Source organism: Curtobacterium sp. RIT-PI-V (assembly GCF_025642935.1).
GTDB lineage: Bacteria > Actinomycetota > Actinomycetes > Actinomycetales > Microbacteriaceae > Curtobacterium.
Genome location: NZ_JANZKM010000003.1, coordinates 1 through 20,771 on the forward strand (window position 1 = coordinate 1; position 20,771 = coordinate 20,771).

Below are 20,771 nucleotides of genomic sequence, written 5' to 3' on the forward strand. Positions count from 1 at the left end.
ACGGCGTGTTGTGGAACCCCGGCACCGGCACCCCGGCACCGGACGCAGGTCGTGCCGCCGCTCCAGCCGGTCGCTCTGGGCGGGACCAACCGTCGGACGGGAGGCGCGTGGCGAGCCCGCCACGGGCCTCCCGTCAGTCTGTTGGTTGCATTTGCAACCATCACCGTCCAGACGGTACACTGACGGAGTCCTGACGGGGCGCGTGTCCATCCCGCGTCCCGTCTCGTCTGCCCCACGCACCGCCCGCCGTCGACCAGGTCCGGCTCGAAGTCCCAGGAGTCCGCCGTGTCCGCACTGCTCACCAGCCCCATCGCCACCCGCGTCACCGGCAGCCGCGCTCGACGGTTCCTCGCGCTCGCCGTGCTGATGCTGCCGGTCCTGCTCATCTCGGTGGACAACACCGTGCTGAGCTTCGCACTGCCGTCGATCAGTCGTGCGCTCAACCCGGACGCCACCACGCAGCTCTGGATCGTCGACGCGTACCCGCTCGTCCTGGCCGGGCTGCTCGTCGTGATGGGCAGCATCGGTGACCGCATCGGCCGGCGTCGGATCCTCGTGATCGGGGCCACCGGCTTCGCGCTGTTCTCCGTCGCCGCGGCCTTCGCGACCGACGCCTGGATGCTCGTCGCTGCCCGGATCGCGATGGGGGTCTTCGGGGCGATGCTCATGCCCGCGACGCTCTCGATCATCCGCAACGTCTTCGTCGACGCGGGGGAGCGGCGGATGGCGCTGGCCGTCTGGTCGACCATGTTCGCGGCCGGCAACGCCCTCGGTCCGCTCGTCGGTGGCACGTTGCTCGCGCACTTCCACTGGGGCAGCGTCTTCCTGGTCGCGGTGCCGATCCTCGTGCTCATGCTCGTCGGCGTCCCGTTCTGCGTGCCGGAGTCGCGCGACCCGATGCCCGGGCCCGTGGACGTGCCGAGCATGTTCCTGTCCCTCGGGGCGCTGGCGCCGATCGCCTGGGCGATCAAGTCGTTCGTGCACCCGGAGGAGCGCGGGTTCGCCGTCGCGATGCTCGCCGTCGGGGTCGTCTGCGGCATCGCGTTCGTCCGCCGGCAGCTGCGGTCGCGCACGCCGATGCTCGACCTGCGCCTGTTCCGCAGCACAGCGTTCACCGGCAGTGTGCTCATGAACCTGATGGCGATGTTCTCGCTGACCGGCTTCCTGTTCTTCATCGCGCAGCACCTGCAGCTCGTGGCGGGGCTCGACCCGTTCGCCTCGGGCGTCGTGCTCATCCCCGGCTCGGTGCTCACGATCGTCGCGGGCCTCGCGGTGGTGCCGGTCGTCGCCCGCGTCGCGCCGCGCTGGGTCGTGTCGGTCTCGCTGCTGTTCTCGGCGGCCGCGTACGCCCTGGTGGCGATCCTCGGACATCATGCGTCGATCGTGGCGCTGGCGTTCGCGTTCGTGCTGCTCGGCATCGGGATCGGCGCGTCCGAGACCGTCACGAACGACCTCATCATCTCGACCGCCCCGGCGGACAAGGCCGGTGCGGCGTCCGCGATGTCCGAGACGGCGTACGAGATCGGCGCGGTGCTCGGCACGGCTGTCCTCGGCACGATCCTGGCGAGCACCTACCGGGCGCACGTCGTGGTGCCGGGTGGACTGAGCTCGACCGCGCACACTGCTGCCCAGGAGACGCTCGGCGGTGCGGTGTCCGCCGCGTCGTCCCTCGGCGGCGGCACCGGTCAGGCCCTGCTCGAATCGGCGCGGGCGGCGTTCGACTCCGGCGTGACGATCACGGCTGGCGTCGCTGCGGTGCTCATGGTGATCGCCGCCGCGGGCGCCGTCGTCATGCTCAAGCGTCGCTGACGCGCGCCGCTGGCGCGCGCCGCATCGTGAGCAGAAATGGTCGGGTCGCGCCACGAGACCCGACCATTTCCGCTCACGAAGTCATCGCTGCGGCGCGCCCGGGAGCGGTCGAACCTGTGAATCGTTGACCTCAACCATGGTTCAGGTCATACGTTGGGACATGGCCGCCGAGTGACGGCACACCCCGCGCGAAGGAACGACGACGAACACCATGCCCGACGAAGCCCCGGCGAACATCGCCGAAGCGTACAAGTCCGCGTTCCGCGGGCACCCGGCCGGCGTCGCCGTCATCACCGCCGAGGGGCCCGACGGTCCGACCGGACTCACCGCCTCGAGCGTCGCGAGTGTGGCGGTCGACCCGCCGGTGCTCGTGTTCTCGCTCTCCACGAACTCCGGGTCCGCCGGGGTCGTGCTCGGCGCGCCGGTCTTCGTCGTCCACCTGGTCGACTCGCTGAGCGTCGCACTCGCGCGACGCTTCGCCTCGACCGGCAGCCCCACAGCCGACGACCCGATCTGGGGCACCCTGCCCTCGGGCGACCGCTACCTGCCCAGCGCCGCCAGCGCGCTCCGGTGCCGTCCGCTCTCCACGACCCCGATCGGCAGCTCGACCGTCGTCGTCGCCGAGGTCCTCGACATCGTCGTCGGCCTCGAGCACGGCGAGCCGCTGGTCTACCACAACCGGGAATTCCACTCCCTCACCGATCGTTCCCGGCTCTCGTGAGCCGCGGAATCCCATCCGCAACCCACTGATCGAAAGGACCTCACATGGCTGAGTACACCCTGCCGGAGCTGCCGTACGACTACGCCGCACTCGAGCCGCACATCAGCGGCAAGATCATGCAGCTGCACCACGACAAGCACCACCAGGCCTACGTGACCGGAGCGAACACCGCGCTGCAGCAGCTCGGTGAAGCGCGCGAGTCGGGCAACTTCGGTGCGATCAACAAGCTCGAGAAGGACCTGGCGTTCCACCTCGGTGGCCACGTCAACCACTCGATCTTCTGGACCAACCTCGGCCCGGACACCAAGGTCCCCGAGGGCGAGCTCGCCGCGGCGATCGACGAGTTCTTCGGCTCGTTCGACACCTTCAAGGCGCAGTTCGCCGCTGTCGCGAACGGCATCCAGGGCTCCGGCTGGGCCGTCCTGGCCTGGGACACCGTCGGCCAGAAGCTGACCACGTTCCAGCTGTTCGACCAGCAGGCCAACGTGCCGTTCGGTCTCGTGCCGATCTTCCTGCTCGACATGTGGGAGCACGCCTTCTACCTCGACTACCTCAACGTCAAGGCGGACTACGTCAAGGCCGTCTGGAACATCGTCGACTGGGAGAACGTCGCGGCGCGCTTCGCCAACGCGAAGTCGCAGTCGTTCGTGACGCTCTGACCCACCGACCGCGGGTCGCGTGACGCGACCGACGGACGAACGGGAGGCACGGTGCCAGCTGGCACCGTGCCTCCCGTTCGTGGATCAGGCCGCGGGGGCGGCCGCGCCCGCGGCGAGCCGGTCGGCGATCGCGCGGAGTACGGCGTCGGCGTCGGTGCGCTCCCGGTCGACGATCGCACTCCACTGCGCACCGCGCGCGGCCATGACGGCGTCGTGCGCGGCGCGGTCGGCTGCCGCGGCGTCGTAGCCGTGCGCGAGGCACCACGCGGCGACCGCGGCGACGCGGTCTCGGTGCAGACCGCGTTGTCGGGTGCGGCCGTCCAACGCCTCGACCGAACCGAGTTCGAAGGTGAGCCGCGCGGCGAGGGCTCGGTGCGGGTCGCCGAGCCCGCCGAAGGTGGTGACGAGGTAGTCACCGAGCGCGGCGCGGTCCGCGCCGGGATCGAGCACGGCGCGGCAGACCGTGTCGGCCAGGTGCTCGACGACCGAGTCGATGAGCGCGTCACGTGAGCCGAAGTGGTAGACGATCGGGTAGGCGCTCGTGCCCAGGACACGACCGAGGCTGCGCACCGAGACGTCCTCGAGCTTGGTGTCGAGCAGGTGCAGGGTGACCTTCTCGAGGATCGCCGGCTTGAGTGTCGGGTCGGGCTTCCGGGGCATGGCTTCTCCGTCGGATCGGCGGCGGCGGTCATGCGATCGACCGCCCGGTGTCATGGAGTATGTTACCGGTCGCTTGGTGGGGGAGTCACCTGCTGCGACCGCCTGTACCGGCCCGAAAACGGAGCAATACTCGGTTCCCCGTACACTGGGGCAGATGTCCATGCCGCAAGAGGGCTCCGTGCCCGTGTCGCAGCCCGAGGGGACCCGTGCCGGACGGGTGGTCGCGGGGCGCCGTCGGGGAGCCGGAAAACGCTTCCTGGTCGTCGGCGACGTCCTGGACGGCGTGCTCGTGCAGACGACCGCGCACACCATCGGCGTCCACGATCCCGCCGCCGTCATCCGTCACCGACCGACCGGTGCTGCCGGCAACACCGCCGCCTGGCTCGGCTGGCTCGGTGCCGATGTCGACCTGGTCGCGCGGGTCGGCGTCGACGACGTCTACCGCCACGAGCGGTCGCTGGAGGACGCCGGTGTCCGTCCGCACCTGCGGTACGACGCGATGACCTCGACCGGGGTCGTGGTGTCGGTGCGCAACGACAGCGGCCGCACGGCGATGTCCGACCCTGCCGCGAGCGGGAAGCTCACCGCCGCGGACGTCCCCGAGGCCGTGGCCCGACGCGCGGACATCGTGCACCTGACCGGGCACGCCATGCTCGGAGGCGGCGCCGACCGTATCGCGTCCCTGGTCGCCCGTGCTCGGCTCGGGTCGGCCCGGGTGTCGCTCGACCCGTCCTCGGCAGCGATCGTCCGGTCGGTCGGTGCCCCCGCCTTCCTCGAGGCCCTCGTCGGCGTCGACGTCCTCTTCCCCGGCGGGCAGGAGGCCCTCGAACTGACGGGCACGACCGACCTCGACGACGCAGTGCGGCGACTGACCGAGCACGTACCGCTCGTGGTGGTCACGGTGGGCGCCGACGGCGTGCTGGTGGGGCGACGCGGACGGAGCGTCCACCGCGTCCCCGCGACGCCGGCCACGGTCGTCGACACCGTCGGCGCCGGTGACGCGTTCGCCGCGGGCTTCGTGCGGGCGTGGGCGACGGATCCCGTGCGGGTCGGAGCGGCTGCACGTGAGGGCACCCGCGTCGCGGCCCGAGCACTCGGGTTCGTGGGTGGTCGCCCTCCGGTGTGACGAGGAAGGAGCGCGGCGCGGACCTGGCCGGCTTCTCGCGTGCGCTCCACCACGTCAGTGCTCGGCGGGCTCCGCCACGACGGTGAGGGTCTGGACGCGTCCGGCCGCGGCGGGGGCGAGCCGGATCTCGACGCGCAAGCGCCCGCAGGTGCCGGGCAGCCACCACCGGAGGTGCGACGGCGTCGACGACTCCTCGGCGACGGGAGTGGCGGTCAGGTCAGCGCCCACCTCGGCCACCGCCGCGGCGATCGCACGACGGCGACGGTCGTAGGGGACGTCCATCGCCACGTTCGGCGTGCAGACCGCGTCCGCCACGGCGTCCTGCCAGTCGGTCAGGAGGCCCGTCACGGCAGCCTGCGCCGCTCGCGTCGCGCGGATGGTCAGCTCGGCGCCGGGGCGGCGGACCGGTCCGGTCGTCGTGTCGGCGTGCCCGTCGGACGCCGCCGGAGGCGCTGCATCCAGCAGGAGGTCGTGCGCCTGCTGGGCTGCGGCGGAGACCTTCGCCTGCGTGGCGTTCTCGAACGCGACGACGCCGAGCCCGGTCTGGGCGGACCAGCGCATGTGCGCCGAGAACCCCGGGTAGCCGCCGGAGTGCGAGACGAGTTCGCCGAACCGGGCGTCCTGCTCGACGAACAGCCCGAAGCCGTACGCCGTGGCGCGTGTCGAGCCGGGGATGACGGACGACGGCACGACCCGCATCGCCTGCTGCATGAGACGGCGGTCCGCGGGGGAGACCGGGCCGGGTTCCGGAGCATCGGAGGACGCCGACCGGAGGTGCGTCGCCCACCGTGCGAGGTCGCGGACGGTGGAGAACAGGCCACCGATCGACGAGAACGCCCCCGGGCCGGTCATCGGCAGGGGCTCCCAGTCGCCTTCGTGCGGGCGGAACCCGGTGACGACCGGTCCCAGCGCCTCTGCCGCGCTGAACACCGTGTGGTCGAGACCGAGCGGACGGAGCACGGTGTCGCGTGCCGCCTCGGTGAACGGACGGCCGGTGACGACGGCGACGACCCGCCCGAGCAGGGCGTAGCCGAGGTTCGAGTACGCGAACCGGGTGCCGGGCACGGAGTCGAACAACAGCCCGCGGCGCAGGACGTCGTCGAGCTCGGTGTCGCCGATCGACTCCTGCCGGTCCGCCCAGGGGTCGTCGGTGGGGAAGCCGGCCGACATGGTCAGCAGCATCCGCACGGTCGGCACGGGGGAGTCCGGCGTGGGCAGGGGCACGGCGCCGAACGCCGGGATGAACGCGGTGATCGGCGCGTCGAGGTCGAGCCGACCGTCGGACACCAGCGTCAGCAGCGTCGCCGCGGTGACGCTCTTGGTGCACGACGCGATCCGGTAGACGGTGTCGGCGTCCGGCCGCTGCCCGTCGCCGCGATCGCCGTGGCCCCCGGAGGCGACGAGGCCCGTCCGGTCGAAGACGCCCCACGCACTGCTCGGTGCGACGCCCCGGTCGACACGGTCACGGAAGAGCGCGTCGACCTGCGTGACGGCGGTGTCCCACGGGCTCATGACCGGCGCATCTCGGCGTAGGCGTCGAGGGCGCGCTGCCGGGTCACCTTGAGGTCGACCATCGGCTCGGGCCGGAGTTCCTCCGACGGCACCCACCGGTGCACGTACTCGCGGTGCGGGTCGAAGCGCTCGAGCTGCCGGTCGGGGTTGAACACCCGGAAGTACGGCGCCGCGTCGAAGCCCGACCCGGCGACCCACTGCCAGTTCGCGGCGTTGTTGGCGGAGTCGGCGTCGACGAGGGTGTCCCAGAACCACTGCTCGCCCACGCGCCAGTCGACGAGCAGGTTCTTGACGAGGAAGCTCGCGGTCGCCAACCGGACGCGGTTGTGCATGGCGCCGGAGTGCCACAACTCGCGCATGCCGGCGTCGACGAGGTCGAACCCGGTCGTCCCGGTGCGCCACCGGTCGACCTCGGCCGCCGGGGCGTCCCGCCACGGGAACGCGTCGAACTCGCGACGCACGTTCACCGTCGTGATGTCCTCGCAGTGGAAGTACTCGTTCCAGTTGAACTCGCGCCACGCCAGCTGTCGCAGGAAGGCGGAGGCGTTCTGGCGTTGCTCGGGCTCGAGCGCTCCGTGCAGCCGGTGCCACACCTGGTACGGGCTGACCTCGCCCCAGCGCAGGTGCGGGGACAGGTCGCTCGTGGCGGCCATGGCGGGTTCGTCGCGCTGGTCGTAGTCCTCGAGCGCGTGGGTGACGAAGTGCTCGAGCCGCTTGTGTGCGCTGTGCTCGCCGGGCTCCCAGGCGCCGCGGAGTCCGCCGGCCCAGTCGGGACGGGTCGGCAGGAGGTCCCACTGGCTCAGGTCGTCGCTCGCGACCCGCGCCGGAGCGGGCAGGTCGCGGGGCTTCGGGAGCGGGTGCCGTGGTTCCGGCATTGCCTGGGCAGCACGCCAGAACGGGGTGAACACCTTGTACGGCTCGCCCTGTCCGGTGCGGACGGTCCACGGCTCCCAGAGCAGGCTCGCCGCGAAGCTGTGGGCCTCGATGCCGCGGTCGTGCAGGGCGCTCTTGATGCCGGCGTCGACCTCGCGCTCGGCCGGACCGTACCGACGGTTCCAGAACACGGCGTCGGCACCGGTGTCGGCGACGAGGGCGTCGATCACCGCGGCGGCCGCACCCCGTCGCAGCACCAGCCGCGAGTCGCGGTCACGGAGTTCGCCGTCCAGGGCGGTGAGCGAGTGGTGGAGCCACCAGCGGCTCGCCGCGCCCGCGGGACGGATGCCGGGGGATTCGTCGTCGAGGACGTAGGCCACCGTGACGTCGCCACCGTGGTCGATCGCGGCACGCAGCGCGGGGTTGTCGGCCAGCCGCAGGTCGTCGCGGAGCCAGACCAGTGCGCCGCTCACACCGGTGCCGGGTCCGACTCGGAGACCGACCGCGTGACGGATCGTCGGCCCGGTGCGGTGCCGACCGCGAGGCGAAGCTTCGTGCAGAGCTCGGTGAGGGTGCGGAGTTCGGCGTCGGACAGTCCGGCGCCGACCTGCTGCGCGATGCTCGCCGCGTGCTGCACGGCCACCTGGCGGTAGACGTCGAACCCGTGCGGGGTGAGTGCCACGATCACTCCGCGGGCATCGGACGGATCCGGCTGCTTCTCGACAATCCCGCGGGCGAGCAGGCGATCGACCAGACGGCTCACGCTCGGCTGGGTGAGGAGCAGGTGGCCGGTGAGGTCACGCATGCGGCAGCGTCGGCCGGGTTGCGTCGACAGGTTGAAGCAGACGTCGTACTCGTTGAAGGAGATCTCGCCGCCGGGGAAGTCCGCGTTGAGGCTCCGCATCACGGTGACCTGGGCGCGGAACAGTGATTCCCAGGCAGCGACGGCGGTCGCCTTCTCGCTGCGGCGTGACTCGCTCACGATGGCGCTCCCTCTGGTCGGACGGTCCGTCCACACTACCGACGGCCCCCGACAGGCGCGGGTTCGACATGCATGCGCTCGGACATGCACGAGGGCCGGCCGCTCTTCCGAGCGACCGGCCCTCTCCCTTGCACCAAGAGTTTCCTGCAATCACATTCCGCAGGCGGTGCCACAGCAAACACCGTCTGCACGACCGACTGTATAACGAAGCGGTAACGGCGCGCTAGCCTCCCCGTGCGTCGTTCGCTGCGAGTTCACCAAGAGCGACCGATCAGGATCAGAAGAGGTCGGGCGACGGCGTCGAGGCGTACCGCACGGCCACGTCGGCGTGCCGGTCGAACCGGTACCCGACGCCGCGGACGGTGCGGACGATCTCCTCGAACGCGCCGAGCTTGGAGCGGAGACGACGCACGTGCACGTCGATGGTGCGCTCGTTCGGGGTCTCGTCCTCGCCGTCCGACCACAGGCCGTCGATGATGGCCGAGCGGTCCACCGTCTCGCCCTCGCGCAGCACCAGGAACTGCAGGAGTTCGAACTCCTTGTAGGTCAGGGGAGCTGCTTCGCCGTCGAGTGTGACGCGCTTGCGGGAGATGTCGATGACGACCCCGGTCTCCTCCGGCTCGGGCTTCTCGGCCTGCTTGCGGGCGGCGACCGCGGACCGGTCCTGCAGGGCCAGTCGGACGACGTCGACGTCACGGCCGCCGGACTGCTCCGCGGCGACGGCGACGGCCGCGTAGGTCTCCGAGCTCGGCACCAGCTGCGCGGTCAGTGCCTTCAGCTGCTCGACGACGGCTGCGAGCGTCGTGCCGGCCGCTGCCGCCTTCGCCTCGTCGATCCCGACGTAGAGCGCGAAGCCACGGGCCTCGGTGCCCTCGGGCAGGGAGCGGTTGCGCGGCGGTGCGACGACCGGGCTGGTCGGCACGCTGGTCTGCCCGGTCGTGGCCGGTGTCGCGGGACGCGGACGGATCGGGGTGACCGTCCCGAGGTCGGTCGGCGCCGGAGCGGCGGTGCGGAGCGCGGTGCGGGGCTGGGCGATGGTGAGCGACATGGTGGTTCTCCGGGCGATGTGGCCGGTGCGCGTGTGGCGCTGGCGGCGGTGTCGAATGCGTCGACCCGGGTACGGCTGGATGCCGATGTGCCCTGCGGTCCTGCTGCGGACCGGGGCGGACCCGGGGGAACGGGAGACAGACCTCGTGACGTGGTGCGCGTCGCCGACGGTGTCCGTCACCCGGGGATCACACGCTCGCGACCGGGGTGGTGTCGCGGGGGATCCGGCTGGAACGGGTGCCGATCAGGCACACATTCGACAACGCATGACGGCGACCGGCATCATCATGCCGGCAGTCCCCTGGACCTCGGAGAGGACGCGGGTGGACACGGTTGCAGTCATGGGACGAGTATCGGCGGTATACCAAGGCGGTGTCAACCGTCCGGGCAGACGGTGCGTTCCGCGCACCGGTGGCGGTGGACCGGGCTCACGGACGACGGGAGGCCCGTGGCGGTGTCGCCACGGGCCTCCCGTCGATCGTCGGTGACGTCGACTGCCTACTCGGCCAGACCGTAGAGGCGGTCGCCGGCGTCGCCGAGACCGGGCACGATGTACCCGTTCTCGTCGAGCTTCTCGTCGAGGGCACCGAGGACGATCGAGACGTTGCGGTCGCCGACGGCCTCTTCGACCATGGCGAGCCCCTCCGGCGCACCGAGGATGCACACGCAGGTGATCTCCTCGGCGCCGCGGGCGAACAGGAAGTCGATGGCGGCGGCGAGGGTGCCGCCGGTGGCCAGCATCGGGTCGAGCACGAAGCACTGTCGGCCGGACAGGTCGTCGGGCAGGCGCTCGGCGTAGGTCTGCGGCTCGAGCGTCTCCTCGTTGCGGGCCATGCCGAGGAACCCGACCTCGGCCGTCGGTACGAGCTTGACCATCCCCTCGAGCATGCCGAGGCCGGCACGCAGGATCGGGACGACGAGCGGACGCGGCTTGGCGATCGAGACGCCCATGGTGTGCGCCACGGGGGTGTCGATGGGCGTCGCGGTGACCCGGACGTTCCGCGTGGCCTCGTACGCGAGGAGCGTGACGAGCTCTTCGGTCAGGGCGCGGAACGTGGGGGAGGGTGTGGTCCGGTCGCGGAGCACCGAGAGCTTGTGGGTGATGAGCGGGTGGTCGGCGACGTGGACTCGCATAGGGTCGAGCCTACCGTGCTGCCGACCACCTGGAGGTCCCGTGGAAGCGCCCGCTGCCCGCCCGTTCGTCCCGGCGATGGAGCGCGCGCTCGACGAGGCCCGGGCCTGCCTGGCGACCGGCGACGTGCCCGTGGGGGCGGTGGTGCTCGACCGCGACGGCGTGGTCGTCGCCGTCGGCCGGAACGAGCGCGAGGCGCTGCAGGACCCGACCGCCCACGCCGAGGTGCTCGCGCTCCGCGCGGCCGCCGCGGTCACGGGGGACTGGCACCTCGACGAGCACACGCTCGTCGTGACGCTCGAGCCGTGCCCGATGTGCGCCGGGGCGATCCTGGCCGCGCGCGTGCCGCGGGTCGTGTTCGGCGCGTGGGACCCGAAGGCGGGCGCGACCGGCAGCGTCTACGACATCGCCAGGGACCGCCGGCTGCCGCACCGCTCCGAGGTCGTCGGCGGCGTGCTCGAACGCGAGTGCGCCGCGCTGCTCGACGCGTTCTTCAGTCAGCGGCGAGGATGACGATCGCCTCGGTCGGCGGGCGCGGACCGGTGCGGAGCACGTCGGGCTCGACGTAGATGACCCGGGCGATCGGCACCGCGGAGCGCACCCGCTGCTCGACCGTGTCGATGCCCGCGGCGACGTCCCCCAGGCGGCGGTCGCCGTCGACGGCGACCTTCACGCCGACCATCAGCTCGTCCGGGCCCAGGTACAGGGTCTTGATGTGGATGATCGAGTCGACCTCCGGGCCGTCGAGCACCGCGTGCTTGATCCGCTCGACGTCGGCGGCGGTCGCACCCTCGCCGACGAGCAGGCTCTTCGTCTCGATGCCCAGGACGACCGCGACGGCGATGAGCAGGGCGGCGATGAAGATCGTGCCGATCGCGTCGAACACCCCGTTGCCGGTGATCGCGGTCAGTCCGACGCCGAAGAGTGCGAACACCAGGCCGAGCAGTGCCGCGGTGTCCTCGAGCATGACGACGGGGAGTTCCGGCGCCTTGGCGCGGCGGACGAACTGGACCCAGCTCTGGGAGCCCTTCTGCGGCCGGGCCTCCTTCAGGGCGGTGCGGAGCGAGAAGCCCTCGAGCCCGATCGCGATGACGAGCACGAGGAGCGGCAGCCACCAGTTCTCGAGCGGATGTGGGTGGGTGAGCTTCTCGATGCCCTCGTAGAGCGAGAAGACGCCGCCGACGGAGAACAGGATGATCGAGACGACGAAGGCGTACACGTAGCGCTCGCGGCCGTAGCCGAACGGGTGTTCCTCGTCGGCGGCACGGCGTGCCCGGCGTCCGCCGAGCAGCAGGAGGAGCTGGTTCGCGGAGTCGGCCAGGGAGTGCACGCCCTCGGCCAGCATCGACGCGGACCCGCTGATCGCCGCCGCGACGAACTTCACGATCGCGATGCCGACGTTCGCACCGAGTGCGGCGAGGATCGCCTTCGTGCCTCCTGAAGCGCTCACAGCTGTCCCCTTCTCCGGATCTGGAAGACGATCCTAGGCGAGGCCGGTCGGTAGGGTCGGGAGCATGACGATCGACCTGCCCCGTACCGCCCTGCTCGGCGTCGGCTCCATGTCCGGCTCGGTCCTCGACGGCCTGCTCGCCGCCGGACTCGACCCGGCAACCGTGACCCTCACGACGAAGTCCGAGGCGTCGGCGGCCGCCCACCGCGAGCGCGGGCTCGACGCCACCGCGAGCGACACCGACCCCGGCGCGAACCGCGCGGCCGTCCGTGGTGCGGCACTCGTCGTCGTCGGCGTGAAGCCGTACATGATCGCGGACCTGCTCGACGAGGTCGCCGCCGAGCTGGAGCCCGGCGCGGTGCTGGTCAGCGTCGCGGTCGGCACCACCACCGCGAGCATGGAGTCGCGGGTGCCGGACGGGGTCCGCGTCGTCCGTGCGCTGCCGAACACGCCGATCGGCGTCGGCCACGGCGTCACGGGGATCAGCGCCGGGGCCTCGGCGGACGCCGATGCCGTCGCGCTCGCGTCGTCGGTGTTCACGGCGTCGGGACGGGTGATCGAGGTGCCCGAGGCGCAGCTCGACGCCCTGTCGGCGGTGTCCGGCTCCGGCCCCGCCTACGTCTTCCTGCTCGTCGAGGAGTGGCAGCGCGCCGCCGAGGCGATCGGCTTCACCCCGGACCAGGCAGCCACGATGGTGCAGGGCACGCTCCGGGGCGCCGTCGAGCTGCTCGACCGGTCGGATCGCGGACCCGCCGACCTGCGGCGCGCCGTCACGAGCCCGAAGGGCACCACCGAGCGGGCCGTCGCGGTGCTGCAGGACGCCGACCTGGCCGACACGTTCCTGCGCGCGTCGCGCGCGGCGATCGCGCGTGCGGAGGAGATCGCGGCGTCGTAGGCACGGCCGGCGCGGCAGGCTCGACCGACGCCGAGCGCGCTACTCGTAGGCGGCGAATCGCTCCAGGTCCGTCTCGGACCCCGAGACGATGATCACGTCGTTCTCGCCGATGATGCTCTCCGGGGTCGCCGGCACGAACGGGCTGCCCGGCGGCTTGATGCCGAGCACCGTCAGACCGAACCGCGTGCGGATCACCGTGGTCGCGAGGTCCTTGCCGCGCACCGCCCGCGGCGGGAACATCTTCACCACCGCGAAGTCGTCGTCGAACTCGATGAAGTCGAGCATGCGCCCGGACACCAGGTGCGCCGTGCGCTCGCCGGCCTCGCGCTCCGGGTAGACGACGTGGTTCGCGCCGATGCGGGACAGGATCGTGCCGTGCGACCGGCTGATGGCCTTCGCCCAGATCTGCGGGATGCCGAGGTCGACCAGGTTCGCGGTGATCAGCACGCTCGACTCCAGGTCACTGCCCGTGCCGACGACCGCGATCGCGAAGTCCTGCGCACCGATCTGGCGCAGCGCGTCGATGTCGGTCGCGTCGGCCTGCACGGCGTGCGTGACCCGGTCGGACCACTTCTGCACGAGGCCCGGGTCGGTGTCGACGACCAGCACCTCGCGGTCCTGGCGCTCGAGCTGACCGGCGGTGGCGGCGCCGAACCGGCCGAGGCCGATGACGAGCACGGGTGCGTCGTGACTGATCGCACCCATCGGGTGCGGGGGACGGGTTCGGTCAGCCAACGATCGGCCTCTCCTCGGGACGGCGGAACAGTTGCCGGCTCTGACTCGCGGCCAGGGCTGCGGCGATGGTCACTGTACCGACCCGGCCGAGGAACATGGTGGCGGCCAGGACGTACTTGCCGGACTCGGGCAGGTTCGCGGACACGCCGGAGGACAGCCCACTGGTCGAGAACGCCGAGATCACCTCGAACAGCACCCGGTCGAGCGAGTCGTCGGTGATCTGCAGGAGCACCACGGTTGCGACCGCCACGATCGTCGCGCCCCAGAGCACGATGGCGACCGCGACCCGCAGCACGTCGCTCGGGATCCGGCGGCCGAACGCCTCCATGCTCTGGCGGCCGCGCGCCTCGGCGACCGCGGCGAGGAACAGCACGGCGAGGGTCGTGACCTTGATGCCGCCGGCGGTCGAGGCCGACCCACCGCCGATGAACATGAGCATGTCGGTGACGAGCAGGCTCGACCCGTTCAGCTGGTCGAAGTCGACGAGCGAGAAGCCGCCGGACCGGGTCATCGTCGACAGGAAGAGCGCCTGGAACGCGGTCCGGCCGGCTCCTTCTTCGCCGAAGGTCGTCGGGTTCGACGCCTCGAGCGCGGTGTAGACGATCGCACCGCCGACGAGCAGGACGGCGCTCGTGGCCAGCGTGAGCTTGACGTGGATGGGCCACCGGCGCGGGGTGCGCAGCTGCTTCGTCAGGGTGCGGATGACCGGGAAGCCGATCGACCCCGCGACGACACCGATCATCAGGAGCGTCAGGAACCAGTAGTCGTGGGCGAACGGGTCGAGGCCGTCCGCGTTCGGCGAGAAGCCGGTGTTCGTGAACGCCATGGCGGCGTAGTAGAAGGAGTCGCCGACCGCGGTCCAGAACGGGATGCCGGCGATCAGCACGGACGGCAGCAGCAGCAGGCCGAGGACGATCTCGATCGACAGGGTGCTCACCGCGACCGTGGCGAGCAGGGTGCCGACCTCGCCGAGGCGGACGGCCTGCCCCTCGGGGACGGCCCCGTGGTGGGTGCGGAGCGGGTTCGAGTCGCCGGCGGCCATCAGCTTCGCGCGGAGCCCGAGCTTGCGGGTCACGAAGAGCCCGAGGATCGACGCGAAGGTCAGGACGCCCACCGCGCCGATCTGCGTCCCGATCACCACGAGGACCTTGCCGAACACCGACCAGTGCGTGGCCATGTCGACGGTCGCGAGGCCCGTGACGCAGACCACCGAGGCCGCCGTGAACAGCGCGTCGGAGAAGTGCGTGCCGGTGCCGTCGGCCGCCGCCCACGGGGTCATGAACAGCGCCGTGAACACGAAGATGAGGGCGACGAACACCAGGATCGCCAGACGTGACGGCGACGAGCGCAGGACCGTCGCGATCCGTCCGCCCCGTCGTCGGGTGACGGTCACGTGCCGCGGGAGCGGCTCGGTACGGTCGAGCATCGTATGCCTCCGAGGACATGGGCCGGGACGGTTCGTCATGGTACATCCGTGGTGCCCCGGCTAGCCTTGCCCGCATGGCCGACATCTTCTCCGTCGTGGCGGACCCCACGAGGCGCGAGCTGCTCGGGACCCTCCTCGCCGCGTACGGATCGGACGTCACCGGCGGGGAACTCAGCGTCGGGCAGCTGGTGGAACGGCTGGGCGTCAGCCAGCCGACGGTGTCGAAGCACCTCCGGGTCCTGCGCGACATCGGACTCGTCACCAGCCGTGAAGAGGGGCAGCACCGCTTCTACCGGCTCGACCCGGAACCGCTCGTGTCGCTGGAGGACTGGGTCCTGCCGTTCACCGGGGCGGTCGACGCCGACGGCATGCCCGCGACCACGGCGTGGACCCCCGACGGTCAGCCCGTGTCCGTCCGCCGGAGCGGTGCGGCCGGCAAGACCACCGTCGAGGTCGGGACCGAGCTCGGGCGCGTCATGGCCGAGGCGTCCTACCGGGCCACCGCGGCGATCTCGGGCGCGCAGCAGGGCTGGGAGCGTGTCGTCGACCGCAGCCGCAAGCGCTTCACCCGCCGCGGCGACGAAGACTGAGCCTGGACACTGGGTCGCACGCGCCTCTACAGTTGCCAGTGACCACACAGGTCACACCAAACCCGTGCGCGGATCGCGTGCGAGCCACCGAAGGCGGATCATGACCGGCAGTTTCGACGACGTGCGCTTCCTCACCGTCGCTGAGGTCGCCGAGATGATGCGTGTCTCGAAGATGACCGTGTACCGCATGGTCCACGCCGGTGAGCTCCCCGCCATCCGTTTCGGCCGGTCCTTCCGTGTCCCCGAGTCAGCCGTCGCCGACGTGCTGCGCGGTGGCATCGCAGACGTCGGCTGAACGCACGCACGTCCGTTCCGGGCGCGTTCGACATCGCGTCAGCCCTCCGGTAGACTCGGCCGGGTTGATTTTCCGCGGTCTCGACGGCCCGGTGTCCGATACATCAGCACAGTCCGAGCGAGGTCCACATGGGTTCTGTCATCAAGAAGCGTCGCAAGCGCATGGCGAAGAAGAAGCACCGCAAGCTCCTTCGCAAGACGCGTCACCAGCGTCGCAACAAGAAGTAGATCGAGAGAGGTCTGCACGTGAAGCCCCGGTTCGCCGGGGCTTTTGCGTTCCCGGGCTACGCTGGAGCCATGCCCGCAGTGACGTTCCTGACGAAGCCCGGATGCCACCTCTGCGACGACGCACGGCCCGTGGTCGAACGCGTCGTCGCCGAACACCCTGGCGTGACCCTGCAGGAACGCTCGATCCTCGACGACGACGCCCTCCGCCAGGAGTACGCGGAGGACATCCCCGTCGTGCTGGTCGACGGGCGCGTCCACAGCAACTGGCACGTCGACGCCGACCGGCTCGCACGTGCCCTCGAGAAGGCCGGTTCCCCCGCATGATCTCCCACGTCGTCGCCTGGACCCTGCGCGAAGACCTCGACCGCGCCGCGACCATCGGCCGGATCCGCGAACTCCTCACCGGCCTGAGCGGCACCATCGGGTCGATCCGTTCGCTCGAGGTCGTCGAGAACGTCGCCTACCCGGAGAAGAACAGCGACGTCGCCGTCGTCGCGTCGTTCGACGACCTCGCCGGACTCGACGAGTACCAGGTGCACCCGGACCACCAGGCCGCCGCAGCCGAGATCCGTGGACTGGTCACGGGGCGGGCTGCCATCGACTGGCAGAGCTGAGCCGGGCCTCCCGTCCCGCCCCCGGCGCTGCGTGCGCTGCGGCGCTTCGTGAGCAGGAATGGTCGCCTCCCACATCGGGAGGCGACCATTCCTGTTCACCAAGTGCGCTCGCGCGGGGAGACGCGTGACGCGACTACGGGGTCAGGCGCGTCGGTCCACGGAAGAGGTACGTGACCTCGCGGATGGACGGCTCACCCAGCATGAGCATGAGCACGCGCGCGAGGCCCATGCCGAACCCACCGTGCGGCGGTACGCCGTAGCGGAAGAAGTCGAGGTACCAGCCGAGCTCCTCGGGGTCGAGGCCCTTCTCGACGGCCTGCGCCTCGAGCACGTCGACGCGGTGCTCGCGCTGCGCGCCCGTGGAGATCTCCGCGCCGTTGAAGATGAGGTCGTAGCTGTTCGTGAGCGACGGGTCACCCGGCTTGCGCATGTGGTAGTACGGCCGGATCGAGGCGTCGTACTCGGTGACGAACACGAACTCGGAACCGTGGTGCTCCTTCGCCCAGGCGGCGACGCGGCGCTCGCCCTCGGGGTCCAGGTCACCGTCGGCGCGGACGACGTCGTGTCCGCTGTCGGCCACGATCTTCCGGGCCTCGGCCAGGGTCACGCGGGGGAACGGCGTCGCGGGGACCTGCAGCTCGAAGCCGAAGACCTCCTCGATGTCCTTGCCGTACTTCTCCTTGACGGCGGTGATGCCGGCGACCAGGACCTCTTCGTGCATCGCCATGACGTCTTCGTGGGACTCGATCCACGAGAACTCGGCGTCGACGCTCGTGAACTCGGTCGCGTGGCGGCTCGTGAACGAGGGGTCCGCGCGGAACGCGTCGGCGATCTCGAACACGGCGCCGAAGCCGGCCGGCTGCGCCATCTGCTTGAAGTTCTGCGGCGACTGCGCCAGGTAGGCGGTCGTCTCGAAGTACTCGAGCTGGAAGAGTTCGGCGCGCGACTCGGACGCCGACGCCATCAGCTTCGGCGTGTGGATCTCGATGTAGTCGCGGTCCACCCAGTAGGTGCGGAACGCGTGCTCCAGCGTCGTCTGGATGCGGAAGATGAGGTTCTGCTTGCGGTTGCGCAGGTCGAGGAAGCGCCAGTCGAGCCGCTTGTCGAGCGACGAGTCGTCGGCGATCGGGGTCTCCGGGATCGCGGCGCTCACCACCTCGAGCGTGCCGACCTTGACCTCGAGCCCGCCGAGCTTGACGCGCTCGTCGTGCTTCAGGGTGCCGGTGGCGTGGATGAAGGTGCCGTGGGCGAGGGCCGAGATCTCGGTGGTGGTGGCGAGCGCGGCCTGGGCGGCGTCGTCACCGTCCTCGGCCTCGCGCGTGGCGGGGTTCACGAGCTGGACGGCGCCGGATTCGTCGCGGAGGACGACGAACTGCACCTTCTTCTGGTCTCGGACGGTCTCGACCCATCCGGCCACGGAGACGGGGCCGTCGGGGAGGGCAGCGAGGTCGGCGATGCGGGTGCGTTCGATCACGGTGGTCGAGTCTAACCGTCTGCGTCCGGCGGCGTCGGTCCGCAGGGTGTTCCCCTCCACAGGGCGGCCTGCGCTCGGCGTCGTCCACAGGTCCGACCGGGAGGCCCGTGGCGGCGCCACGCGGGGCCGTAACGTTCTCGACGTGGCCGGGTCGCGGGACGTCGCGCGCGAGCAGCGGGACCGAGCTTGGTCGCGCTTCGTCTGGACGGTGGACCAGACGTGTGCCGACGACATCGGTCGCGCCGAGCTCGGTCGCGCCAGCGCGAAAGCGATGTACGAAATGCAGATTCTTCGGGACGACGACGAGGCGATGGGCAACATCGTGTTGGAACTCATCACGGGAAGAGAGGCAACGTGGACGAACACGGAGTGACGGAGCGTGATCCGGTGGTCGAGCTCTTGGAGCGTCGAGAGGCCGAGTGGCGAGAACGCATCAGGCGGAAGTACCGGTTCAGACCGAGGAAGGCGCGCCGTGTCATCTGGGAGCACGACGAGATCCGGCGTCGCTTGCGCGAATGGGACGCAGCCCATCACGAGCGCGCGCGGCTCCGCGCCGAGCGCGCGCGCCTGGGGGCCACCGCGGCGATGGGCGCCGCACGGTCAGGGGAGCGAAGCGCGGAGTGACCCCAGGGTGCCGATGAACTCCTCGGCCATGCCGGCGCGCTCGACGAGCTTGGCGTGCCGGGCCCGGGCGTCGTCGAGGTACTCGTCGAGGCGTGCAGCCAGCGCGGGCTCGTCGTCGGGGTCCTTCGCCGCCAGCGCATCGACGACCCGCAGCAGGTCCGCCATCTCGTCGAGCGTGAACCCGAGCGGCTTCATGCGGCGGATCACGAGCAGCCGGTCCAGGTCCTGCGCGGTGTAGACCCGGAACCCGCCCGTGGTGCGGCCGCTCGGCACGAGCAGCCCGACCTCGTCGTAGTGGCGGATCGTCCGCAGGGACATGCCGGCACGGTCCGCCAGCTCGCCGATGTGCATCGTGTCCGGGGTGTCGGTGGTGCTCACGGTGTACAACTCTACCCTCACGTGAGGGTAGAGTTCCCATCGATGTCCGTGATCACACACGCGCCGGCGGCCCCGAGCGTCCTCACCGCCCTCCGCTCACCCCGCATGCTGACCCGCGAACTCCTCGCCGGGGTCGTCACCGCGCTCGCGCTCATCCCCGAGGCGATCTCGTTCTCGGTCGTCGCCGGGGTCGACCCCGCGGTGGGCCTGTTCTCGAGCGTCATCATCGCCGTCGTCATCTCGATCGTCGGCGGCCGTCCGGCGATGGTCTCCGCCGCGGCCGGTTCGGTGGCCCTGGTCATCGCGCCGCTCGTCCGCGAACACGGCATCGAGTACCTCGTGCCCGCGATCGTGCTCGGTGGCGTGTTCCAGCTCGTGCTCGGGTTCCTCGGGGTCGCGCGCCTGATGCGCTTCATCCCGCGCAGCGTCAACGTGGCGTTCGTCAACGCGCTGGCGATCCTCATCTTCACCGCGCAGCTGCCCAACCTGCTCGGCCCCGACGTCCCGTTCGTCGTCTGGCCGCTCACAGCCCTGGGCATCGCGATCATCGTCGGCTTCCCGTTCCTCACCAAGGCGGTCCCGGCGCCGCTCATCGCGGTCGTCGTGATCACCGGCATCACCATGCTCTTCAGCGTCGTCGTCCCCACGGTCGGCGACGAGGGCGAACTGCCCACCGCACTGCCCGGGTTCACCGGCATCGTCACCCCGTTCTCCTTCGAGACGCTGCAGATCGTCGCGCCGTACGCGTTCGGCGTCGCGATCGTCGGCCTCATCGAGACCCTGCTGACCGCGCAGCTCGTCGACTCCATCACGGAGACCGGCTCGAGCAAGTGGCGGGAGTCCTGGGGGCAGGGCGTCGCGAACATCGCGTCGGCGTTCTTCGGCGGTACGGGTGGCTGCGCGATGATCGGCCAGACGGTCATCAACGTGAAGACCGCGGGCGCACGGACCCGGATATCGACCTTCGTCGCCGGTGCGTCGGTGCTCGTCCTGACGATCGTGCTGCACGACCTCGTCGCCCAGATCCCGATGGCCGCGCTGACCGCCGTGATGCTCATGGTGTGCGTGGCGACCTTCGACTGGCACAGCATCCGCCCGCGCACCCTGCGGCGGATGCCGCTCGGCGAGACCGCGGTCATGCTGATCACCGTCGTGGTGGTCGTCGTGACCGAGAACCTCGCGACCGGGGTGCTCGTCGGGGTCGTCGTCGCGGCGCTGGTCTTCGCGCGCCGGGCGGCGCACGTCGTCACCGTCGTGCGCGAGCCGGTCGACGAGCACACCGTGCAGTACCGGGTGCGCGGCGCCCTCTTCTTCGCGTCGTCGAACGACCTCGTCACGCGGTTCTCCTACGCCGAGGACCCGGAGCACGTGGTCATCGACCTGTCCGACGCGCACGTCTTCGACGCCTCGACGGTCGCGGCGCTGGACGGCGTCGAGCAGCGGTTCGCCAAGCACGGGTCCACGGTCGAGGTGGTGGGCCTCAACACCGGGTCGGTGGCCATCCACGGGCGGTTGTCGGGCGAGCTCGGCTGAGCGCTTCCG

Annotated in this window: 24 protein-coding genes; 13 read left to right on the forward strand and 11 right to left on the reverse strand. The window is 71.0% G+C overall.

Features of this window, described 5'->3' with window-relative positions:
- Nucleotides 1–285 precede the first annotated feature (285 nt).
- The 3 genes from OGL88_RS03365 to OGL88_RS03375 all read left to right on the forward strand — a co-directional run bounded on the left by OGL88_RS03365 (nt 286) and on the right by OGL88_RS03375 (nt 3,189).
- On the forward strand, nt 286–1,809 hold the full coding sequence (locus tag OGL88_RS03365) for an MFS transporter (protein WP_263089580.1): 1,524 nt from the start codon (nt 286–288) through the stop codon (nt 1,807–1,809).
- Between the two features lie 211 nt (nt 1,810–2,020).
- On the forward strand, nt 2,021–2,530 hold the full coding sequence (locus OGL88_RS03370) for a flavin reductase family protein (protein ID WP_111084301.1): 510 nt from the start codon (nt 2,021–2,023) through the stop codon (nt 2,528–2,530).
- A 44-nt stretch (nt 2,531–2,574) separates the two neighbouring features.
- Nucleotides 2,575–3,189, forward strand: coding sequence for a superoxide dismutase (locus tag OGL88_RS03375; RefSeq protein WP_111084300.1), 615 nt, complete (start codon nt 2,575–2,577; stop codon nt 3,187–3,189).
- Nucleotides 3,190–3,273: 84 nt separating this feature from the next.
- Here OGL88_RS03375 and OGL88_RS03380 read toward each other — a convergent pair whose 3' ends face one another.
- Complete coding sequence (locus tag OGL88_RS03380; RefSeq protein WP_263089592.1) at nt 3,274–3,849, reverse strand: hypothetical protein; 576 nt, start codon at nt 3,847–3,849, stop codon at nt 3,274–3,276.
- 154 nt (nt 3,850–4,003) lie between these two features.
- Between OGL88_RS03380 and OGL88_RS03385 the strand changes: the two genes are divergently transcribed.
- On the forward strand, nt 4,004–4,975 hold the full coding sequence (locus OGL88_RS03385; RefSeq protein ID WP_263089594.1) for a carbohydrate kinase family protein: 972 nt from the start codon (nt 4,004–4,006) through the stop codon (nt 4,973–4,975).
- Between the two features lie 54 nt (nt 4,976–5,029).
- Here the strand turns inward: OGL88_RS03385 and OGL88_RS03390 are convergent, their stop codons facing one another.
- The 5 genes from OGL88_RS03390 to upp all read right to left on the reverse strand — a co-directional run bounded on the left by OGL88_RS03390 (nt 5,030) and on the right by upp (nt 10,523).
- Nucleotides 5,030–6,487: a serine hydrolase domain-containing protein gene (locus OGL88_RS03390; RefSeq protein ID WP_263089596.1), complete on the reverse strand. Its 1,458-nt coding sequence runs from the start codon at nt 6,485–6,487 to the stop codon at nt 5,030–5,032.
- On the reverse strand, nt 6,484–7,833 hold the full coding sequence (locus OGL88_RS03395; protein ID WP_263089598.1) for a cryptochrome/photolyase family protein: 1,350 nt from the start codon (nt 7,831–7,833) through the stop codon (nt 6,484–6,486). Before OGL88_RS03395 ends, OGL88_RS03390 begins: the two co-directional genes overlap by 4 nt.
- Entirely contained in the window at nt 7,830–8,342 is a 513-nt protein-coding gene (locus tag OGL88_RS03400; RefSeq protein WP_240347364.1) for a MarR family winged helix-turn-helix transcriptional regulator, read from the reverse strand. The genes OGL88_RS03395 and OGL88_RS03400 overlap by 4 nt, the downstream gene beginning before the upstream one ends.
- Nucleotides 8,343–8,619: 277 nt before the next feature.
- Nucleotides 8,620–9,390, reverse strand: a complete 771-nt coding sequence (locus tag OGL88_RS03405; RefSeq protein ID WP_263089601.1) for a winged helix-turn-helix domain-containing protein — start codon at nt 9,388–9,390, stop codon at nt 8,620–8,622.
- A gap of 497 nt (nt 9,391–9,887) precedes the next feature.
- Nucleotides 9,888–10,523, reverse strand: a complete 636-nt coding sequence (gene upp / locus OGL88_RS03410) for a uracil phosphoribosyltransferase (RefSeq protein ID WP_111084293.1) — start codon at nt 10,521–10,523, stop codon at nt 9,888–9,890.
- A gap of 76 nt (nt 10,524–10,599) precedes the next feature.
- On the opposite strand from upp, the gene OGL88_RS03415 reads away from it, so the two are divergent.
- Entirely contained in the window at nt 10,600–11,034 is a 435-nt protein-coding gene (locus tag OGL88_RS03415; RefSeq protein WP_123938773.1) for a nucleoside deaminase, read from the forward strand.
- On the opposite strand, the gene OGL88_RS03420 is transcribed toward OGL88_RS03415, so the two are convergent.
- Nucleotides 11,015–11,971 (reverse strand): cation diffusion facilitator family transporter, encoded by a 957-nt coding sequence (locus OGL88_RS03420; protein WP_205462801.1) that lies wholly within the window; start codon nt 11,969–11,971, stop codon nt 11,015–11,017. The genes OGL88_RS03415 and OGL88_RS03420 overlap by 20 nt on opposite strands.
- A gap of 64 nt (nt 11,972–12,035) precedes the next feature.
- On the opposite strand from OGL88_RS03420, the gene proC reads away from it, so the two are divergent.
- Nucleotides 12,036–12,866 (forward strand): pyrroline-5-carboxylate reductase, encoded by an 831-nt coding sequence (proC, locus tag OGL88_RS03425; protein WP_263089605.1) that lies wholly within the window; start codon nt 12,036–12,038, stop codon nt 12,864–12,866.
- Nucleotides 12,867–12,905: 39 nt separating this feature from the next.
- Here proC and OGL88_RS03430 read toward each other — a convergent pair whose 3' ends face one another.
- Entirely contained in the window at nt 12,906–13,571 is a 666-nt protein-coding gene (locus OGL88_RS03430; protein WP_111084290.1) for a potassium channel family protein, read from the reverse strand.
- A gap of 22 nt (nt 13,572–13,593) precedes the next feature.
- Nucleotides 13,594–15,027, reverse strand: a complete 1,434-nt coding sequence (locus tag OGL88_RS03435; protein WP_194646423.1) for a TrkH family potassium uptake protein — start codon at nt 15,025–15,027, stop codon at nt 13,594–13,596.
- Nucleotides 15,028–15,101: 74 nt separating this feature from the next.
- On the opposite strand from OGL88_RS03435, the gene OGL88_RS03440 reads away from it, so the two are divergent.
- The 5 genes from OGL88_RS03440 to OGL88_RS03460 all read left to right on the forward strand — a co-directional run bounded on the left by OGL88_RS03440 (nt 15,102) and on the right by OGL88_RS03460 (nt 16,753).
- Nucleotides 15,102–15,617, forward strand: a complete 516-nt coding sequence (locus OGL88_RS03440; protein ID WP_111084288.1) for an ArsR/SmtB family transcription factor — start codon at nt 15,102–15,104, stop codon at nt 15,615–15,617.
- Between the two features lie 100 nt (nt 15,618–15,717).
- Nucleotides 15,718–15,912, forward strand: a complete 195-nt coding sequence (locus OGL88_RS03445; RefSeq protein WP_022902482.1) for a helix-turn-helix domain-containing protein — start codon at nt 15,718–15,720, stop codon at nt 15,910–15,912.
- A gap of 128 nt (nt 15,913–16,040) precedes the next feature.
- Nucleotides 16,041–16,139 carry a 30S ribosomal protein bS22 gene (locus OGL88_RS03450; protein ID WP_003792170.1) on the forward strand — a complete coding sequence of 33 codons (99 nt, stop codon included), beginning with the start codon at nt 16,041–16,043 and terminating at the stop codon, nt 16,137–16,139.
- A 69-nt stretch (nt 16,140–16,208) separates the two neighbouring features.
- Entirely contained in the window at nt 16,209–16,463 is a 255-nt protein-coding gene (locus OGL88_RS03455; RefSeq protein WP_123338836.1) for a glutaredoxin family protein, read from the forward strand.
- Nucleotides 16,460–16,753 (forward strand): Dabb family protein, encoded by a 294-nt coding sequence (locus OGL88_RS03460; RefSeq protein WP_263089737.1) that lies wholly within the window; start codon nt 16,460–16,462, stop codon nt 16,751–16,753. Before OGL88_RS03455 ends, OGL88_RS03460 begins: the two co-directional genes overlap by 4 nt.
- A 133-nt stretch (nt 16,754–16,886) precedes the next feature.
- On the opposite strand, the gene aspS is transcribed toward OGL88_RS03460, so the two are convergent.
- The gene (gene aspS / locus OGL88_RS03465) at nt 16,887–18,227 is read right to left on the reverse strand and encodes an aspartate--tRNA(Asn) ligase (RefSeq protein WP_123292088.1); all 1,341 of its coding nucleotides are present in this window, start codon (nt 18,225–18,227) and stop codon (nt 16,887–16,889) included.
- Between the two features lie 142 nt (nt 18,228–18,369).
- Here aspS and OGL88_RS03470 point away from each other — a divergent pair, with 142 nt between their 5' ends.
- Nucleotides 18,370–18,600 carry a hypothetical protein gene (locus tag OGL88_RS03470; RefSeq protein ID WP_263089741.1) on the forward strand — a complete coding sequence of 77 codons (231 nt, stop codon included), beginning with the start codon at nt 18,370–18,372 and terminating at the stop codon, nt 18,598–18,600.
- A gap of 227 nt (nt 18,601–18,827) precedes the next feature.
- On the opposite strand, the gene OGL88_RS03475 is transcribed toward OGL88_RS03470, so the two are convergent.
- Nucleotides 18,828–19,202: a MerR family transcriptional regulator gene (locus OGL88_RS03475; protein WP_111084475.1), complete on the reverse strand. Its 375-nt coding sequence runs from the start codon at nt 19,200–19,202 to the stop codon at nt 18,828–18,830.
- A gap of 69 nt (nt 19,203–19,271) precedes the next feature.
- On the opposite strand from OGL88_RS03475, the gene OGL88_RS03480 reads away from it, so the two are divergent.
- Nucleotides 19,272–20,762, forward strand: a complete 1,491-nt coding sequence (locus OGL88_RS03480) for a SulP family inorganic anion transporter (RefSeq protein ID WP_263089743.1) — start codon at nt 19,272–19,274, stop codon at nt 20,760–20,762.
- Nucleotides 20,763–20,771 lie beyond the last annotated feature (9 nt).